11 protein-coding genes, 1 tRNA gene and 1 pseudogene are annotated in these 17,384 nt (G+C 46.5%); all 13 read left to right on the top strand.

The features are described 5' to 3' along the window. Positions 1–426: 426 nt before the first annotated feature. The gene (gene fdnG, locus ACRC53_RS09735) at positions 427–3,483 is read left to right on the top strand and encodes a formate dehydrogenase-N subunit alpha (protein WP_438643243.1); all 3,057 of its coding nucleotides are present in this window, start codon (positions 427–429) and stop codon (positions 3,481–3,483) included. A gap of 11 nt (positions 3,484–3,494) precedes the next feature. Next, on the top strand, positions 3,495–4,469 hold the full coding sequence (gene fdxH / locus ACRC53_RS09730) for a formate dehydrogenase subunit beta (RefSeq protein ID WP_438643242.1): 975 nt from the start codon (positions 3,495–3,497) through the stop codon (positions 4,467–4,469). Beyond that, positions 4,466–5,113 (top strand): formate dehydrogenase cytochrome b556 subunit, encoded by a 648-nt coding sequence (gene fdoI, locus ACRC53_RS09725; protein ID WP_438631369.1) that lies wholly within the window; start codon positions 4,466–4,468, stop codon positions 5,111–5,113. Before fdxH ends, fdoI begins: the two co-directional genes overlap by 4 nt. A gap of 6 nt (positions 5,114–5,119) precedes the next feature. Next, complete coding sequence (gene fdhE / locus ACRC53_RS09720; protein ID WP_438643241.1) at positions 5,120–6,055, top strand: formate dehydrogenase accessory protein FdhE; 936 nt, start codon at positions 5,120–5,122, stop codon at positions 6,053–6,055. Positions 6,056–6,357: 302 nt separating this feature from the next. Next, positions 6,358–7,776, top strand: a pseudogene (selA, locus tag ACRC53_RS09715) (L-seryl-tRNA(Sec) selenium transferase); the annotation flags it as partial. A 158-nt stretch (positions 7,777–7,934) separates the two neighbouring features. Continuing rightward, on the top strand, positions 7,935–9,908 hold the full coding sequence (selB, locus tag ACRC53_RS09710; RefSeq protein WP_438643240.1) for a selenocysteine-specific translation elongation factor: 1,974 nt from the start codon (positions 7,935–7,937) through the stop codon (positions 9,906–9,908). Positions 9,909–9,991: 83 nt separating this feature from the next. Beyond that, positions 9,992–10,086 (top strand) — tRNA-Sec (locus ACRC53_RS09705). A 711-nt stretch (positions 10,087–10,797) separates the two neighbouring features. After that, a complete protein-coding gene (locus ACRC53_RS09700; protein WP_438623113.1) occupies positions 10,798–11,220 on the top strand; it encodes an NADH-quinone oxidoreductase subunit A in 423 nt (140 codons plus the stop codon). A 16-nt stretch (positions 11,221–11,236) separates the two neighbouring features. After that, positions 11,237–11,911 carry a NuoB/complex I 20 kDa subunit family protein gene (locus tag ACRC53_RS09695; RefSeq protein WP_438643239.1) on the top strand — a complete coding sequence of 225 codons (675 nt, stop codon included), beginning with the start codon at positions 11,237–11,239 and terminating at the stop codon, positions 11,909–11,911. 21 nt (positions 11,912–11,932) lie between these two features. Next, positions 11,933–13,732, top strand: a complete 1,800-nt coding sequence (gene nuoC, locus ACRC53_RS09690; RefSeq protein WP_438643238.1) for an NADH-quinone oxidoreductase subunit C/D — start codon at positions 11,933–11,935, stop codon at positions 13,730–13,732. A gap of 2 nt (positions 13,733–13,734) precedes the next feature. Continuing rightward, positions 13,735–14,235, top strand: a complete 501-nt coding sequence (gene nuoE, locus ACRC53_RS09685; protein WP_438643237.1) for an NADH-quinone oxidoreductase subunit NuoE — start codon at positions 13,735–13,737, stop codon at positions 14,233–14,235. Continuing rightward, positions 14,232–15,572, top strand: a complete 1,341-nt coding sequence (gene nuoF / locus ACRC53_RS09680) for an NADH-quinone oxidoreductase subunit NuoF (protein ID WP_438643236.1) — start codon at positions 14,232–14,234, stop codon at positions 15,570–15,572. The genes nuoE and nuoF overlap by 4 nt, the downstream gene beginning before the upstream one ends. A gap of 134 nt (positions 15,573–15,706) precedes the next feature. Next, positions 15,707–17,384, top strand: a 1,678-nt coding sequence (gene nuoG, locus ACRC53_RS09675; RefSeq protein ID WP_438643235.1) for an NADH-quinone oxidoreductase subunit NuoG, incomplete at its 3' end; no start/stop codon positions are given.

Below are 17,384 nucleotides of genomic sequence, written 5' to 3'. Positions count from 1 at the left end.
GTTATTGAGAAAACGAGTATAAAGGCCGGTAACGAAGCATTCGTTTATCGGCCTTTTTCGGTTAATGCTGTTTTCTGTTCTCTTCCTTTTATTATGTTTTATGCCAGCCATTCCCCCTTCTGTTTTTCAGTTTTTCACATTCTATTTTGTATCCCCAAAAAGGTGTTAAGCGTATTAACAATATGGCTGATTAGCTTATGTGTGCAGATGTATTTGATGTGATTGCAATGTGAAAATAAGGCATTTACCTAAGTGTAATTTGTATTTTACGTGTGTTTTAGCACAGGTTTTTATGCCGAAAATCGACAGAATTGTTATGAATACGCTATTATCCACACCACCCCTACGGGTATGCGTTAAGACAGACGTGTTTCAGAGCACTTAAAATACAAAGCAAATGTGATCAAAGTGATCAAGGAGATGACCATGCAGGTCAGCAGAAGACAGTTTTTTAAAGTCTGTGCTGGCGGTATGGCAGGAACAACATTGGCTGCACTGGGGTTCGCCCCCGCAACTGCGCTGGCCGATGTTCGCAGTTATAAACTGATGCGGGCAAAAGAGACTCGCAACACCTGCACATACTGTTCAGTCGGCTGTGGAATTTTACTCTACAGCTTAGGTGATGGCGCGAAAAACGCGAAAGCCGAAATTTTTCATATCGAGGGTGATCCCGATCATCCGGTCAACCGAGGTGCATTGTGCCCGAAAGGGGCAGGGCTGGTGGATTTTGTCCACAGTGAGAACCGCCTAAAATACCCGCAATATCGCGCACCGGGCTCTGATAAATGGCAGCGTATCAGTTGGGATGACGCTTTTAGCCGCATTGCCCGTTTAATGAAAGATGATCGTGATAGCCATTTTGAAACCACCAATGAGCAGGGCGTTACCGTAAACCGTTGGTTAAGTACTGGTATGCTGTGTGCATCGGCGGCCAGTAACGAAACGGGCTGGATAACGCAAAAAGTGGTGCGTTCATTAGGAATGTTAGCGGTCGATAACCAAGCGCGTGTCTGACACGGACCAACGGTGGCAAGTCTTGCCCCAACATTTGGTCGAGGTGCGATGACAAACCACTGGGTTGACATTAAAAATGCCAACCTGATTGTGGTGATGGGCGGGAATGCAGCAGAAGCGCATCCTGTCGGTTTCCGCTGGGTGATGGAAGCTAAAACCAAAAATAATGCCAAACTTCTGGTGATTGATCCTCGCTTTACTCGCACGGCTTCGGTTGCTGACTACTATGCCCCTATCCGACCGGGTACGGATATTGTCTTCCTATCAGGGCTAATTTTACACCTGCTGACCGAAAACAAGGTCAACATGGAGTACGTGCGCGCCTATACCAACGCCAGCCTGCTGGTGCGGGATGACTACGCTTTTAATGATGGCCTGTTTTCCGGCTACGATGCCGAAAAACGGCGCTATGATAAAACCAGCTGGAATTACCAGCTTGGCGCTGATGGTTATGCACTGGAAGACCCGACACTCACCCATCCGCGTTGTGTCTGGAATCTGCTTAAACAGCATGTCAGCCGCTATACCCCTGATGTGGTTGAGAATATCTGTGGTACACCGAAAGAGGCATTCCTAACGGTCTGCGACTATATTGCTCAGACCAGTGCGCCGGATAAAACCACCTCGTTTTTATATGCTTTGGGCTGGACACAGCACTCTGTCGGCTCACAGAATATCCGTACCATGGCGATGGTTCAGTTGTTGCTTGGGAATATGGGCATGGCAGGCGGTGGCGTTAACGCACTGCGTGGCCACTCTAATATTCAGGGTTTGACTGATGTTGGGCTGTTATCACAAAGCTTGCCCGGTTATCTGAGCCTACCATCAGAAAAAGAGACAGATCTCGCCACTTATTTAGCCAAAAATACACCTAAACTGCTGCGTACAGGGCAGGTGAACTACTGGGCTAATTATCCAACCTTCTTCATCTCACTGATGAAATCGTTCTGGGGAAACAGTGCCACGCCTGAGAATAACTGGGGCTATGATTGGTTACCTAAGTGGGATAAAGGCTACGATGTTCTGCAATACTTCACCTTAATGGGGCAGAACAAAGTAAACGGCTATATTTGTCAGGGTTTTAATCCCGTTGCCTCTTTCCCTGATAAAAATAAAGTGGTTGCTAACCTGAGCAAGCTCAAGTTTTTGGTCACCATTGATCCGCTGGTCACTGAAACATCTACATTCTGGCAAAATCACGGCGAAATGAACGCGGTTGATACTGCGGCCATTCAGACGGAAGTGTTCCGCCTGCCGTCTACCTGTTTTGCCGAAGAAGATGGCGCAATTGTTAACTCTGGCCGTTGGTTACAATGGCACTGGAAAGGGGCGGATGCGCCAGGTGAAGCTCGCGGCGATCAAGAGATTATTGCGGGGATCTTCTTAAAGCTCAAAGAGTTGTATGCCAAAGAGGGCGGCGCATATGCCGAGCCGATCCATGCTTTAAGCTGGAACTATCTGCAACCGGAATCGCCAAGCCCTGAAGAGCTGGCGAAAGAGCTGAACGGGAAAACCTTAGCCGATCAGTTTGATAGCCGTGATCCTACCAAAATCAAACTGAAAAAAGGTGAGCAACTTTCAACGTTTGCCCAGTTAAAAGATGACGGCTCTACCGCCAGTGCGTGCTGGATCTTTGCCGGAAGTTGGACAGCGGAAGGAAACCAGATGGCACGGCGAGATAATGCCGATCCATCAGGGCTTGGCAACACCTTAGGTTGGGCGTGGGCGTGGCCAGTCAATCGGCGGATCTTGTATAACCGCGCATCAGCAAATCCAGCCGGACAACCGTGGGATCCAAAGCGCAAACTGATTGGCTGGAATGGCGAGATCTGGAGCGGTATTGATGTGCCTGATTTCAAAACCGATGCAGGGCCTGACAGCAACGCAGGGCCATTTATCATGCAGCCGGAAGGCTTGGGGCGTTTATTCGCACTCGATAAAATGGCTGAAGGCCCATTCCCAGAACACTATGAGCCGTTTGAAACCCCTATTGGTACTAACCCGATGCATGCTTCGGTGATCTCGAACCCAGCAGCGCGGATCTTCAAAGAAGATCAGGCGCAGTTAGGCTCTCACACCGAGTTTCCCTATGTGGGAACAACTTATCGGCTAACCGAGCACTTCCACTACTGGACCAAACATTCGCGCCTGAACGCCATTATTCAGCCCGAACAGTTTATCGAGATCAGTGATGTGCTGGCTGCTGAAAAGGGCATTGCGCATGGTGATACGGTGAAAGTATCTAGCCAGCGTGGTTATATCAAGGCCAAAGCGGTTGTTACCAAGCGGATAAAACCGCTGACCGTAAACGGCCAAACGGTATACACCATCGGTATTCCTATCCACTGGGGCTTTGAAGGGGTAGCGAAAAAAGGCTTTTTGGCCAATACCCTAACACCGTTTGTCGGCGATGCGAACAGCCAGACACCGGAGTTCAAGGCATTTTTAGTTAACGTCGAGAAGGTATAACGGAGTCAATTATGTCAATGCAATCACAAGACATCATTCGCCGTTCAGCCACCTCGTCGCTGACGCCGCCGCCGCAAACGCGCGATTACAAAATTGAAGTAGCCAAGCTGATTGATGTCACCACCTGTATCGGCTGTAAAGCCTGTCAGGTGGGGTGTTCAGAGTGGAATGACTTACGTGATGAAATCGGCAGCAATGTCGGGGTCTATGATAATCCGGCCGATTTGTCGGCCAAAACATGGACACTGATGCGCTTTAGCGAAACCGAAGAGAACGGTAAGCTAGAGTGGCTGATCCGCAAAGATGGCTGCATGCACTGTAGTGATCCGGGTTGCCTGAAAGCCTGCCCGTCAGAGGGGGCAATCATTCAATACCGTAACGGTATTGTTGATTTTCAGTCAGAACAGTGTATCGGCTGCGGTTACTGTATCTCCGGTTGCCCGTTCAATATTCCGCGGATTAACGAACAGGATAACCGAGCTTACAAATGCACCTTATGTTCTGATCGCGTTAATGTCGGCCAAGAGCCTGCATGTGTGAAAACCTGTCCGACCGGTGCTATCCATTTTGGCTCAAAAGAGGATATGTTGCAGTTGGCCGAAACGCGAGTTGCCGAGCTGAAAACGCGCGGCTTTGCCAATGCGGGCCTGTACGATCCGCAAGGCGTTGGCGGAACACATGTCATGTATGTGCTGCACCATGCCGATAAGCCCGATCTTTACCACGGCCTGCCAAAAGATCCACATGTGAGTGACACCATCCGGTTTTGGAAGAGTGTCTGGAAACCGTTGGCTGCCATCGGCTTTGCGGCAACCTTTGCAGCCAGCTTGTTCCACTATGTGGGCGTGGGGCCAAACAGAGTTAGTCAGGATGAGGAAGAGGATGCAAACAGCAACTCAACCGAAGCGGGCACTCAGCCGGCCACTGATTCGCCTACTCAAGAGCAGCACTGTTCGCAGGATCAGGATAAAGGAGGCAAACAATGAGTCAGCAGCGTCTTATCCAGCGTTACAGTGCGCCGGAGCGGATCAATCACTGGATTGTCGCCTTCTGCTTTATGCTGGCGGGAATCAGTGGGTTGGGCTTTCTGTTTCCCTCGTTTAACTGGCTGATGGGTATTTTTGGCACACCGCAATTAGCGAGGATTTTGCACCCTTTCACCGGTGTCATCATGTTTGTCGCCTTCAGTTTCATGTTTATACGTTACTGGCGGCACAACCTGATCAACCGTGAAGATCTGATCTGGGCCAAGAATATTCACCGTATTGCCATGAACCATGAAATGGGGGATACCGGCCGCTATAACTTTGGGCAAAAATGCGTATTTTGGCTGGCGATTGTCAGCCTGATGCTATTGCTGCTCAGTGGTATTGTGATCTGGCGACCGTATTTTGCCCCTGCGTTTCCTATTCCGCTCATTCGCATTGCACTGTTGTTGCATTCCGTTGCGGCTGTTGGGCTGATGTTGGTCATTATGATCCACGTTTATGCTGCATTGTGGATCAAAGGCACAATCACCGCGATGGTTGAAGGTTGGGTTACCGCAGGCTGGGCGAAGAAGCATCACCCACGCTGGTTTCGTGAATCACAACAAAAAAACCTCGCCAATAGCGATAAACCAAGGCAGTAATTTTTCATGAGTATCCGCATCGTTCCAAAAGAAAAATTGGATGCTGATGGCAGAAAAAACAACACGGCGGGGGCTATCCCGCCGTTACTTTTCGCCAATATCAAAACCCTGTATCAACACCGTTCTGCGCGCATGACCACGTTGGCACAACAGCACCCATTTGCAGAGTACCTGAATTTTGCCGCGCAACTTGCGCAGGCCCAACATCATGCGCAGCATGATCATCCGTTACCTCAACGCGAGCGCCAATGGGTGAGAGAGAATGCCGCGTTAGATTCAACACCCCCTTTGGCAGTAAAAACACAGGTTCGCTCAACGCATTGGCATCAGTTATTGCATGCCATCATTGCCGAGTTACGGCCCGATATGCACGAACCCATTTCGAGCGTATTAGACAGCCTAGAAAAAGCCTCTGCCACAGAATTAGAGCAGTACGCCGATGCACTGCTGCATTACGATTTTGCTTTGGTAGGCAGTGATAAAGCACCGTTTTTATGGGCTGCGTTATCCCTATATTGGGTGCAACTGGCCGCAGAGTTACCAAAACATGCCATTGCAGAATATGGCGAACAACGCCAGTGTTGTCCTGTATGTCAGAGTGTACCGGTTTCCGGTGTTATTCAACTGGGCACGGCACAAGGTTTGCGCTATCTGCACTGTGCTCTGTGTGAGTCAGAGTGGCATGTTGTACGGGTAAAATGTAGCCAGTGCGAACTGACAGGCAAGCTCGATTACTGGTCACTTGACAGTGAACACGCCGCCATTAAAGCTGAAAGTTGTGGTGAGTGTGGCAGTTATCTCAAATTGCTTTATCAGGAAAAAGACCCTCACAGTGAAGCAGTGGCCGATGATTTAGCTTCGCTATTTTTGGATGCAAAAATGGAAGAAGAGGGGTTTATTCGTAGCAGTTTAAATCCGTTGGTATTTCCTCAGGGTGAATAGCCTTGCTGCAATAAAATAGCGAATCAATAACAGCCTCAATCACGGTGTGGCAAGGGTGTCAATTTACAGAAGATACTCTGCCACACCATTGAATATTGAAAATACCCGTTGTTGCTGATTAACGGTAAGCCACACACATTCATTAGGATAACGGGTAATCATAATAACTATTGAATAATGACAATTGTATTTATCCCTATTTAATCATTTTTACGCGATATTATGTTATATATGTGTGATAAATAGAGATATTCTCTGTAATTAGACTCCTCTTGCCATTTTAAATCATAACGGACTTATGGATGAGCACCTTCTCTGACACTGCCAACAGATCCTCTTGCTTACCACTTTCGGGCTTATACCGGCAAATTCCGGCTATTGAGCAACTGTTACGCCAGCCGGAGATCCGCGCATTAGTCAGTGAAAATGGGCAGAGTTTTATTGCAGGAAAGCTGCGCAATTTGCAACAGCAGGCGCGTGAGTATATCAAGCAGCATGCTGCATTACCTGAATGGCACAATAATTGGGTAGATGCCCTAAATACCGAACTTATCCGTGTCCCTTGTGCCCCCATTCCGGTTTTTAATTTAACCGGAACCGTGTTGCATACCAACTTGGGGCGCGCGTTACTGGCTGAAAGTGCAATAGAGGCTGTGACTCAGGTGATGCGCCGCCCAGCCGCGCTAGAGTTTGATCTGGATAACGCCACACGCGGACACCGTGATCAGGCTATTGCCCGTCTGTTATGTGAACTCACTGGTGCTGAAGATGCCTGTATCGTCAACAACAATGCCGCCGCAGTCTTGCTGTTGCTGGCCAGTGTCGCGGCAGGAAAAGAGGTGATAGTCTCTCGCGGTGAACTGGTTGAAATTGGCGGTGCGTTTCGCATTCCTGACGTAATGCGGCAAGCTGGCTGCCAGTTGCACGAAGTGGGTGCAACCAACCGCACACACCTGAAAGATTACCAAGCCGCCATTAATGAACAGACCGGTTTGCTAATGAAAGTGCATGCCAGTAACTACAGTATTCAGGGCTTTACGGCAGAAGTCAGTCACGAGCAGTTAGCTGAATTAGGGCAGCAACATCAGTTGCTTACTGCCGTGGATCTGGGCAGCGGTTCACTGACCAATATGCAGGATTATGGTCTGCCCGCAGAACCTATGCCACAAACATTGATTCAGCAGGGTATTGATCTGGTCACTTTTTCGGGGGACAAACTGCTTGGTGGGCCACAAGCCGGTATTATTATCGGTAAACGAAAGTGGATAGAAAAACTCCAGCAGCATCCACTAAAACGCGCGTTACGGGCTGATAAAATGACCCTCGCTGCCCTTGAAGCCACTCTTCGCTTATATCAACAACCTGAATTGCTGGCGCAAAAGTTGCCTTCATTGCGTCTGCTCACCCGTACTCAGAGTGATATCCACACCTGTGCCCGCGATTTACATGCGCCATTGCAAGCACACTATCTAAATGATTTTAAAGTGGATATTCAACGCTGTGCATCGCAAATAGGCAGCGGTTCACTGCCATTAGATCGTCTGCCAAGCTGGGCTGTTACCTTCACACCCCATAACCAGCGTGGCGCACTCTTACATACATTGTGCGAACTGTGGCGCAAATTACCGACACCCGTAATCGGCCGGATTCAGGAAGGCCATCTGTGGCTTGATTTACGTTGTGCAGAGCCAGAATATGAAGCTGAACTGCTGGCAATGTTGACTCATCCTAGCATTTTATCTGGTTTACACGCACTGCCAGTCCATTTGGATAACAGAGCGTTGGGTTAATCCCCATTGCATTAAACGCTAACTGATGCACCAGAATCTACCTATTCATAAACAGGTTATCTGAAAAAATAACACGGAGTAAAACCCCCATGCTGATCGCCACTGCCGGACACGTTGATCACGGTAAAACTACCCTGCTACATGCAATTACCGGAATCAATGCAGATCGGCTACCGGAAGAGAAGCAACGGGGAATGACTATTGATCTTGGCTACGCCTACTGGCCACAGCCCGACGGGCAGGTTATTGGTTTTATTGATGTACCCGGACATGAAAAATTTCTGGCCAATATGCTGGCAGGTATTGGCGGCATTGATCATGCTCTATTACTGGTCGCCTGTGATGACGGCATCATGCTGCAAACCCGTGAACACCTGCAACTTTTGCACCTTAGCGGATTGCAATCACTTAGCGTGGTATTGACCAAAGCTGATCGTGTTAATACTGCCCGTCAACAGCAGGTGCGTCTTGCGGTGACTGAGTTATTGTCAGAATACGGTTGGCAACATGCCCCGTGTTTTATCACGGCGGCCACACAGCAGCAGGGGCTTGATGCCCTCAAACAGCATCTGCAACAGTTGAAACCTTCTGTTAAAACATACTCCCACCGCTTTAGATTGGCTATTGATCGTGTTTTTACCGTAAAAGGCGCAGGCACCGTTGTTACCGGAACGGCCTTGTCTGGTCAGGTTGCAGTGGGTGACACCCTCTGGTTGACCGGTAAAACCGGTCAGGTTTCTGTGCGTAGCCTACATGCACAAAATCAGGCCGTATCTCAGGCCCAAGCGGGGCAACGAGTCGCGCTGAACTTGCGCGGCGCTGATCCGCACAATATCACGCGCGGAGACTGGTTGCTGGCACAAGCACCGGTTGGCGATGCCAGTGATCGTGTTATTGTCAGTTTAGATCAGCAGCATACTTTTACCCACTGGCAACCTCTGCATCTGTACCATGCTGCCAGCCATATTACCGGCCGTATCTCTTTGCTGACCGATCACCACAGTACCTTCCCTCTTGCTGAATTGCGTCTTGATACACCGCTGTATCTAGCAGAAAAAGATCGTCTTATTTTGCGAGATATCAGCGCACGCTACACCTTAGGTCAGGCAACGGTTATTGATCTCACCCCACCTAAGCGGGGTAAACGCCATACATCAAATTTGGCATTTTGGCAGCACTGTGCACAAGAAATTGCCTTTGATCAGCGTATAGTAAAAGCACGTTTACAGCAGGGCAGTATCAACCTACCGCAATTTTCGTGGGCAAGGCAGCTTACACCACAAACACTCAACACACTGCTTGAACAAAACAGCCTAATATCAGCAGGAAACAGCATTATCAGTACAGATTATGCACAAGATTTAATGCAACAGTTATGTAGGGTACTGGCTGATTTTCACCAGCAAAACCCCGATCAACAGGGTATCAGCCGTTCACGGCTACAACGCATGACATACCCTTTATTAGATCCAGCACTGTTTCAGAGCCTGATAAAAATACTGCAACAACAAGATCAGGTCACAGTAACGCAAGGGTGGTTACATCTACCAGAACACCGAATTGAACTGAGTCAAGAGCAGCAACAACAATGGCAATATATCCACCCAATATTGCACTCTGCGGGGGTTAGCTGGGTGCGTGATCTGGCTACACAACTGCAAACAGCTATACAGCAAAATGCCGTAACTGAGCAAAACCTAGAGTTAGAAAATAGCCAATACTGTCAAGGGAAAGGAGATATTCAGTGGGAAGAGAACACACTTCGGCAACTATTACAGCATACTGCAAAAGCCGGTTTAACCACTGCGATTGTGCCTGACCGTTACTGTCTGCGCGAGCAACTGTTTCAATATGCTGCATTAATTCGCACTTTACACGCTACGCAAGGTTCAGTATGTGCCGCTGATTTTCGTGATCATATTCATATTGGCCGAAAACTCGCGATTCAGATTTTAGAGTATTTTGACCGCAGCGGGTTCACTCGTCGGCGGGGAAACAGCCATATTATACGGGATCATAGCATGTTTACTGAGACGGATATGAATTCTTCATCAGCACATTAATTTTAGGCACTGTACCGATAACCTATTACTTAATAGCTGACTTTATCCATAAATTTCTTTATAATTGAAAATGTTAGAGGCATGGAAGGTCGTCGTTTCCGGTGAGGCGGCTGGGCTTCAAATCCAGTTAGGGCTGCCAGCAGTCCTGGGCAGGTTCAACTCCTGTGACCTTCCGCCAATTAACGCTTGCCTTTCGGTCTCATTAAACTCAGTTTTACTAAAAAAGTTGTATTGAATATAGCAAATAAAATAACAACATTAATTGCATATTCACCGTACCACAGCAGTGATTAAATAATTTTTAGAATATAATTAATTAAACTTAAAGAAGATAAGTAAGAGTTCTAGATTGGATCTGGCATGTATTAGTCAAATTTATAAACTGCACATACAGCGTAATGTTATTTAAGCATCTCTCTTTTTTGCCTACTCTTCTTACTCTTACTGGTTTGCTTAACACTAAATCTCATGCCTGTATATTAACATGGTAATTTATATACTCACGCCTCCTCATCCCTTGCACCATAAAAAGTGATAAATATCACATAAATTCTAATATCCGTATTTTGTTGCAAACCTTTATTGTAATCAGGCTCAATGAATAACCTGATCGTGACATGTTATATAGAAATAGACTGTAAATACAAAGAAATAGGCATTCATTTTAAATGTGAGTGAGCTTCTCAAAATGCACAGTAGTACCTTAATTCAATTGACATATTGCTATTTCTTAGTGTAAAAAACGTGTGAAGTTTATATAAATAAATTGCATTTGTTATGATGCTATTTGTTGCTATATATAAATAAACTTTACCCGTTGAAGTGCTTGTTCCTGCCATTACGCACTGTTCAACCTAACGCTAATCTATTAGGTATTGAGGGTAAGACGATGACATCGGAAGTCATTGCTCATCATTGGTCTTTTGCCGTATTCGTTTTTGCGATACTCGGCTTATGCGCTTTCATGGTCGGTACTGCCTCATTGTTGGGCGGTAAAGCTTGGGGTCGCTCTAAAAACCAACCGTTTGAATCCGGTGTTGATTCTGTCGGTAATGCCCGCCTGCGTTTTTCTGCCAAATTTTATCTCGTGGCTATGATGTTTGTTATTTTCGACGTCGAAGCTCTGTTTCTTTTTGCATGGGCCGTATCAGTGCGTGAAAGTGGTTGGCTGGGCTTAATTGAAGCCTCTGTCTTTATCGTCGTACTGTTAATGGGGTTGGTTTACTTAGTGCGAATTGGTGCACTTGACTGGACACCCGAACGCTCTAAACGTGCCATTAATGCCAATAAGAATGTTGCCACCAAGTCGTGAAACAAGGATTGTCCACATGAAGTACACGCTTACCCGAATTGATCCAGATGCATTACCCGAACAGTATCCTATGGGTAAAACTGAGACGGTTGATGATCCTTTGCAACAAGAGATTGACCGTAATATTTTTATGGGCAAGCTCGAAGATGTACTTCATTCAACAGTGAATTGGGGGCGTAAAAACTCCCTCTGGCCCTATAACTTTGGTTTGTCTTGTTGTTATGTTGAGATGACTACCGCCTTCACATCTCCACATGATGTCGCACGTTTTGGTTCAGAAGTGATTCGTGCATCGCCACGGCAAGCTGATTTTATGGTCGTCGCGGGTACATGTTTTATCAAAATGGCACCGGTGATTCAGCGTTTATATGAGCAAATGCTTGAACCTAAATGGGTGATCTCAATGGGGGCGTGTGCCAATTCGGGTGGTATGTACGATATCTACTCAGTCGTACAAGGCGTAGATAAATTTCTGCCAGTTGATGTGTACATCCCAGGCTGCCCGCCACGGCCGGAAGCATTTTTGCAAGCACTCATGTTATTGCAAGAATCTATCGGTAAAGAGCGTCGTCCGCTCTCTTGGGTGGTTGGTGATCAAGGCGTTTATCGTGCGCAAATGCCTGCAGAGCGTGATGTGAAACGTAATGAGCGTATTCAGGTAAAAAACCTGCGTACTCCCGATGAAGTGTGATGAGCAGGAGTTGCGTTTAAAATGACAACAACACTACAGACTCCTGAACTGTCAACACAAGGTTGGCCCTCTTCTGATCATCAGCATGATCCAATTCTTGCTGAATTGGCAACCCGTTTTGGCAGTGATGCTTTTGTATTGCAGCCCACTAAAACGGGTATGCCCGTTATCTGGCTACGCAAACCACTGCTGACAGAAGTACTGGTATTTTTGAAAACAGTCGTCAAACCTTATGTCATGCTGTATGACTTGCACGGTGTAGATGAACGCTTGCGTACGCATCGTGAACACATTGCTGCACAAGATTTTACCGTCTTTTATCATCTGCTCTCGGTTGAGCGTAACCGTGATATTTTGATTAAAATTGCACTCAATGAACATGATTTAGTGCTGCCAAGTATTACGCCTATTTTTGCTAATGCTAACTGGTATGAGCGTGAAGTCTGGGATCTTTATGGCATCACTTTTTCTGGCCACCCTCATTTAACCCGCATCATGATGCCACAATCTTGGGAGGGGCATCCACTGCGTAAAGATTTTCCTGCACGAGCCACTGAGTTTGATCCTTTTTCATTGGATATTGCCAAACAAGATTTAGAACAGGAAGCTCTACGGTTTAAACCGGAAGCTTGGGGGATGAACAAGGGCACAGACAATGAAGACTACATGTTTCTAAACCTTGGCCCCAACCATCCCTCTGCACACGGTGCATTTCGTATCGTATTACAGCTAGACGGTGAAGAGATTGTCGATTGTGTTCCTGATATCGGCTATCACCACCGTGGCGCAGAAAAAATGGGTGAGCGTCAATCATGGCATAGTTATATTCCGTATACCGATCGTGTGGAATATCTCGGTGGCGTGATGAATAACCTGCCTTATGTTTTGGCTGTCGAAAAATTGGCCGGTATTAATGTGCCTGAACGTGTTGACGTTATTCGTGTGATGCTGTCAGAGCTCTTCCGTATTAACAGTCATTTGCTCTTTTTGGGCACCTATATTCAAGATGTCGGTGCGATGACTCCGGTGTTCTTTGCTTTCTCTGATCGGCAGCGTATTTACAATATTATTGAAGCTATTACTGGGGCAAGAATGCATCCAGCATGGTTTCGTATTGGTGGTGTAGCACATGATTTGCCGCAAGGTTGGCAGCATCTGGTACGTGAGTTCTTAGATTGGTTACCGAATCGCTTAGAAAGTTATGTTACTGCTGCGCTGAAAAACAGCATCTTAAAGGGCCGGACTATCGGTGTTGCTGCGTATAACACCCAACAGGCACTTGACTGGGGTGTGACCGGTGCAGGTTTGCGCGCTACCGGCTTTAATTTTGATATTCGGAAATGGCGTCCTTATTCCGGTTATCAAAACTTTGATTTTGATGTGCCTACCGGCAATAACGGTGATGCTTATGATCGTGCATTAGTCAGAGTTGAAGAGATTCGGCAAAGCCTGCGTATTATTACCCAGTGTTTAAATAATATGCCTCAAGGGCCTTATAAAGCGGATCATCCACTGACTACGCCACCGCCAAAAGAGCGGGCATTACAGCATATTGAAACCCTGATAAACCACTTCCTGCAAGTGTCATGGGGGCCAATAATGCCAGCTAATGAATCATTCCAGATGATTGAAGCAACAAAAGGGGCAAACAGCTATTACCTGACCAGTGATGGCAGCACCATGAGTTATCGCACTCGTATTCGTACCCCAAGTTTTGCGCATTTACAGCAAATTCCCAGTGTTATTCGTGGAAGTCTGGTCTCTGATCTTATTGTCTATTTAGGCAGTATCGATTTTGTTATGTCAGATGTGGATCGTTGATTATGGATAATCACAACAAAGACAACGCAACAGCATTTGAACTTCCTTTCGAAGTTAAAGCGGCCATTGAACATGAAATGGCACACTATGAAGACCCACGAGCCGCGTCAATAGATGCGTTAAAACGGGTGCAAAAGCATTATGGCTGGGTATCTGATGAGGCCATTTACGCCATTGCCGAGATATTAAAAATCCCCGCAAGTGATGTAGAGGGTGTAGCGACATTTTATAGCCAGATTTTTCGTCAACCAGTGGGTCGACATGTGATTCGTTTATGCGATAGCGTAGTGTGTTATATCACGGGTTATCAGAGTATTCAGCATAAGTTAGAGCGAAAGCTAGGGGTAAAACTAGGGCAAACTACTGCTGATCAACGTTTTACTTTATTACCGGTTTGTTGCTTAGGTAACTGTGATAAAGGCCCAACCCTGATGATTGATGACGATACCCATAGCCACTTAACGCCAGAGAAGATCGATAATTTGTTGGAGCAATATTTATGAGCATATTGTCCGCAGATACACACCCTTTGACGTGGCGCATTCGTCCTGATTTACAACCGGTATGGCTTGATGAATATAAGAAAAAAGAGGGCTATGCTGCGGTAATCAAAGCATTAACCACTATGCAGCCTGCAGAGGTCACTGCGTGCGTAAAAGATGCAGGCTTGCGTGGACGTGGTGGTGCAGGGTTCTCTACCGGCGTAAAGTGGAGCTTAATGCCAACAGATCCTAAGTTTGATCGTAAATATCTGTTGTGTAACGCCGATGAAATGGAGCCGGGCACCTACAAAGATCGCCTGTTGATGGAGCAATTACCCCATCAGCTCGTTGAAGGTATGATTTTAGCTGCTTATGCGCTTGGTACTTATCGCGGCTATATTTTCCTGCGCGGTGAATATATTGAAGCAGCAGAGAGTTTGCAGCGCGCTATAGATGAAGCGAAAACGGCTGGTTTTTTAGGAAGTAATATTCTTGGCTCTGGATTTAGTTTTGATCTGTATGTTCATACTGGTGCAGGGCGTTATATTTGCGGTGAAGAGACCGCTCTTATTAACTCACTTGAAGGCCGACGCGCCAACCCACGTGCCAAACCGCCGTTTCCTGCAATTGCCGGAGTATGGGGAAAACCAACCTGTGTGAATAATGTCGAAACACTCAACAATATTCCCTACATTATTCATTATGGCGCTGACTGGTATAAAGGTTTATCGCAAGGTAAAAGCACAGATAGCGGCACCAAATTAATGGGCTTTTCTGGCCGAGTTAAACGCCCTGGTGTGTGGGAAGTTCCTTTTGGTACGACTGCCAGAGAATTACTCGAAGAGTATGCTGGCGGCATGCTAGAGGGTTATACATTTAAAGCCTGGCAACCGGGTGGTGCAGGAACCGATTTTCTGCTTGATGAGCACCTTGATTTACCGATGGATTTTGACTCTATTGCCAAAGCGGGTAGTCGTTTAGGCACAGGATTAGCCATGGCCGTTGATGACAGCATTAACATGGTTTCACTGGTTAAAAATTTAGAGATATTCTTTGCCCGTGAATCATGTGGCTGGTGTACACCTTGTCGTGATGGTCTGCCGTGGAGCGTTAAAATTTTACAAGCACTTGAAACAAAACAAGGGCAAGCGGGTGATATTGAAACCCTTGAACAGCTTTGCCAATTTTTAGGCCCTGGAAAAACATTTTGTGCTCACGCACCAGGTGCAGTAGAGCCGTTACAAAGTGCGATTAAATATTTCAGGGCTGAGTTCGAAGCCGGTATTAACAGTGCCGAACTCACATCACTGCGTACACTGGCCGGAATTCAGCCTAATCTACTCAAAGAGCGATGGTAGTAGTAGATAGATCAATACTCAAAATAAAGTCATAAAAAGGAATTGTGAGTACAAATATCTCTGCATGAAGAGAGTGACTCCCAACACATCAATAACCCGCCTGTAGTATCGGGCATAAAATAAGATTGCTAGGTATGGCTACGATTCACATTGATGGAAAGGATTTCGAGGTCAATGGTGCAGATAATTTGCTGCAAGCATGCCTCTCATTGGGTTTAGATATTCCTTATTTCTGCTGGCATCCGGCATTAGGAAGTGTGGGTGCATGTCGTCAGTGCGCAGTAAAACAGTATCAAAATGCCGATGATAAACGTGGCCGTTTGGTGATGTCCTGTATGACGCCGGCAGCAGATGGCACTTATATTTCAATTGATGACGATGAAGCAAAAGCGTTTCGTAAAAACGTTGTCGAATGGCTCATGCTCAATCATCCACATGACTGCCCAGTGTGTGAAGAGGGGGGAGCATGTCATTTACAAGATATGACTGTGATGACACAGCATACCGAGCGGCGTTACCGCTTTACCAAACGAACACATAAAAACCAGAATTTAGGTTCGTTTATTGCACATGAAATGAATCGCTGTATCGCCTGTTATCGCTGTGTTCGCTATTACAAAGACTATGCTGGAGGCACGGATCTAGGTGTATATGGCGCGCATGATAATGTCTATTTTGGTCGTGTAGAAGATGGCGCATTAGAGAGCGAGTTTTCTGGAAACCTTGTTGAAGTCTGTCCAACGGGTGTCTTTACTGATCAAACGCATTCGCAACGTTATAACCGTAAATGGGATATGCAATTTGCCCCGAGCATCTGTCAACACTGTAGCGTTGGCTGCAATATTAGCCCTGGTGAGCGTTATGGCGAATTACGTCGTATAGAAAACCGCTATAACGGCATTGTAAACCACTATTTCCTCTGTGATCGTGGGCGTTTTGGGTATGGTTTTGTGAATGCAAAAGATCGCCCTTTACAACCATTGTTAAAAACAGAGGGTGGCTTTGTTTCTATCACACAAGAACATGCATTAAATTTAGCTGCTGATACTTTACGCCATGCTCAACACATTATCGGCATTGGTTCGGCAAGAGCTAGTATAGAGAGTAACTTTGCATTAAAAGAGTTGGTGGGTGCCGATAATTTTTATGCCGCTGTAGATAAAGAGCAGTGGGAGCGCCAACAGTGTGTATTGGATATATTAACGCAGGCTAATGTTACGCTGCCTTCATTGCGTGATATTGAAGAGTACGATGCAGTATTGATATTAGGTGAAGATATCACTCAAACAGCCCCGCGTATTGCGCTGGCTGTGCGTCAGGCTGCGAAAGGTAAAGGCCGTGAAATGGCAGCCAGTTTGCGTGTTGATGCATGGCAAACGGCTGCTATTCAGCATATTGGCCAAACAGCACTGAATCCGGTGATCATTACCGGCATAGAACCTAGCCGTTTGGATGATATTGCCCAAATGACATGCTTTGCACACCCAGAAGAGCAAGCACATTTAGCCTTTGGTATTGCTGAGTATATTCAGGGTATTCGTACCGATAAAAGTCATGCTGATATAGCCGATGTTGCTAATATTTTGCTTAATGCGAAAAAACCACTGATTATTTCGGGTACATCTGCAGGTTCTTTAACACTGCTTCAAGCCAGTGCGAATATCGCGATGGCATTGAAAAAGCATAACCCACAGGTTGGATTGAGCTTGGTTGTTCCAGAAGTGAACAGCTTAGGGCTGACTATGCTAGGGGCAAAACTCTGGATGATGCTTTTACCCGTATCAGCACAGAGAGCATTGATACAGCCATTGT

The organism is Plesiomonas sp. (assembly GCF_051652165.1).
GTDB lineage: Bacteria > Pseudomonadota > Gammaproteobacteria > Enterobacterales > CAMTGL01 > Plesiomonas.
This window is presented reverse-complemented; position numbering and strand designations above follow the sequence as displayed.

Excerpts from the sequence above, each read along its gene's own strand:
- fdxH (WP_438643242.1), top strand. The coding sequence starts at position 3,495 with ATGTCAATGCAATCACAAGACATCATTCGCCGTTCAGCCACCTCGTCG.
- fdoI (WP_438631369.1), top strand. The coding sequence starts at position 4,466 with ATGAGTCAGCAGCGTCTTATCCAGCGTTACAGTGCGCCGGAGCGGATC.
- fdhE (WP_438643241.1), top strand. The coding sequence starts at position 5,120 with ATGAGTATCCGCATCGTTCCAAAAGAAAAATTGGATGCTGATGGCAGA.
- selB (WP_438643240.1), top strand. The coding sequence starts at position 7,935 with ATGCTGATCGCCACTGCCGGACACGTTGATCACGGTAAAACTACCCTG.
- ACRC53_RS09700 (WP_438623113.1), top strand. The coding sequence starts at position 10,798 with ATGACATCGGAAGTCATTGCTCATCATTGGTCTTTTGCCGTATTCGTT.
- ACRC53_RS09695 (WP_438643239.1), top strand. The coding sequence starts at position 11,237 with ATGAAGTACACGCTTACCCGAATTGATCCAGATGCATTACCCGAACAG.
- nuoC (WP_438643238.1), top strand. The coding sequence starts at position 11,933 with ATGACAACAACACTACAGACTCCTGAACTGTCAACACAAGGTTGGCCC.
- nuoE (WP_438643237.1), top strand. The coding sequence starts at position 13,735 with ATGGATAATCACAACAAAGACAACGCAACAGCATTTGAACTTCCTTTC.
- nuoF (WP_438643236.1), top strand. The coding sequence starts at position 14,232 with ATGAGCATATTGTCCGCAGATACACACCCTTTGACGTGGCGCATTCGT.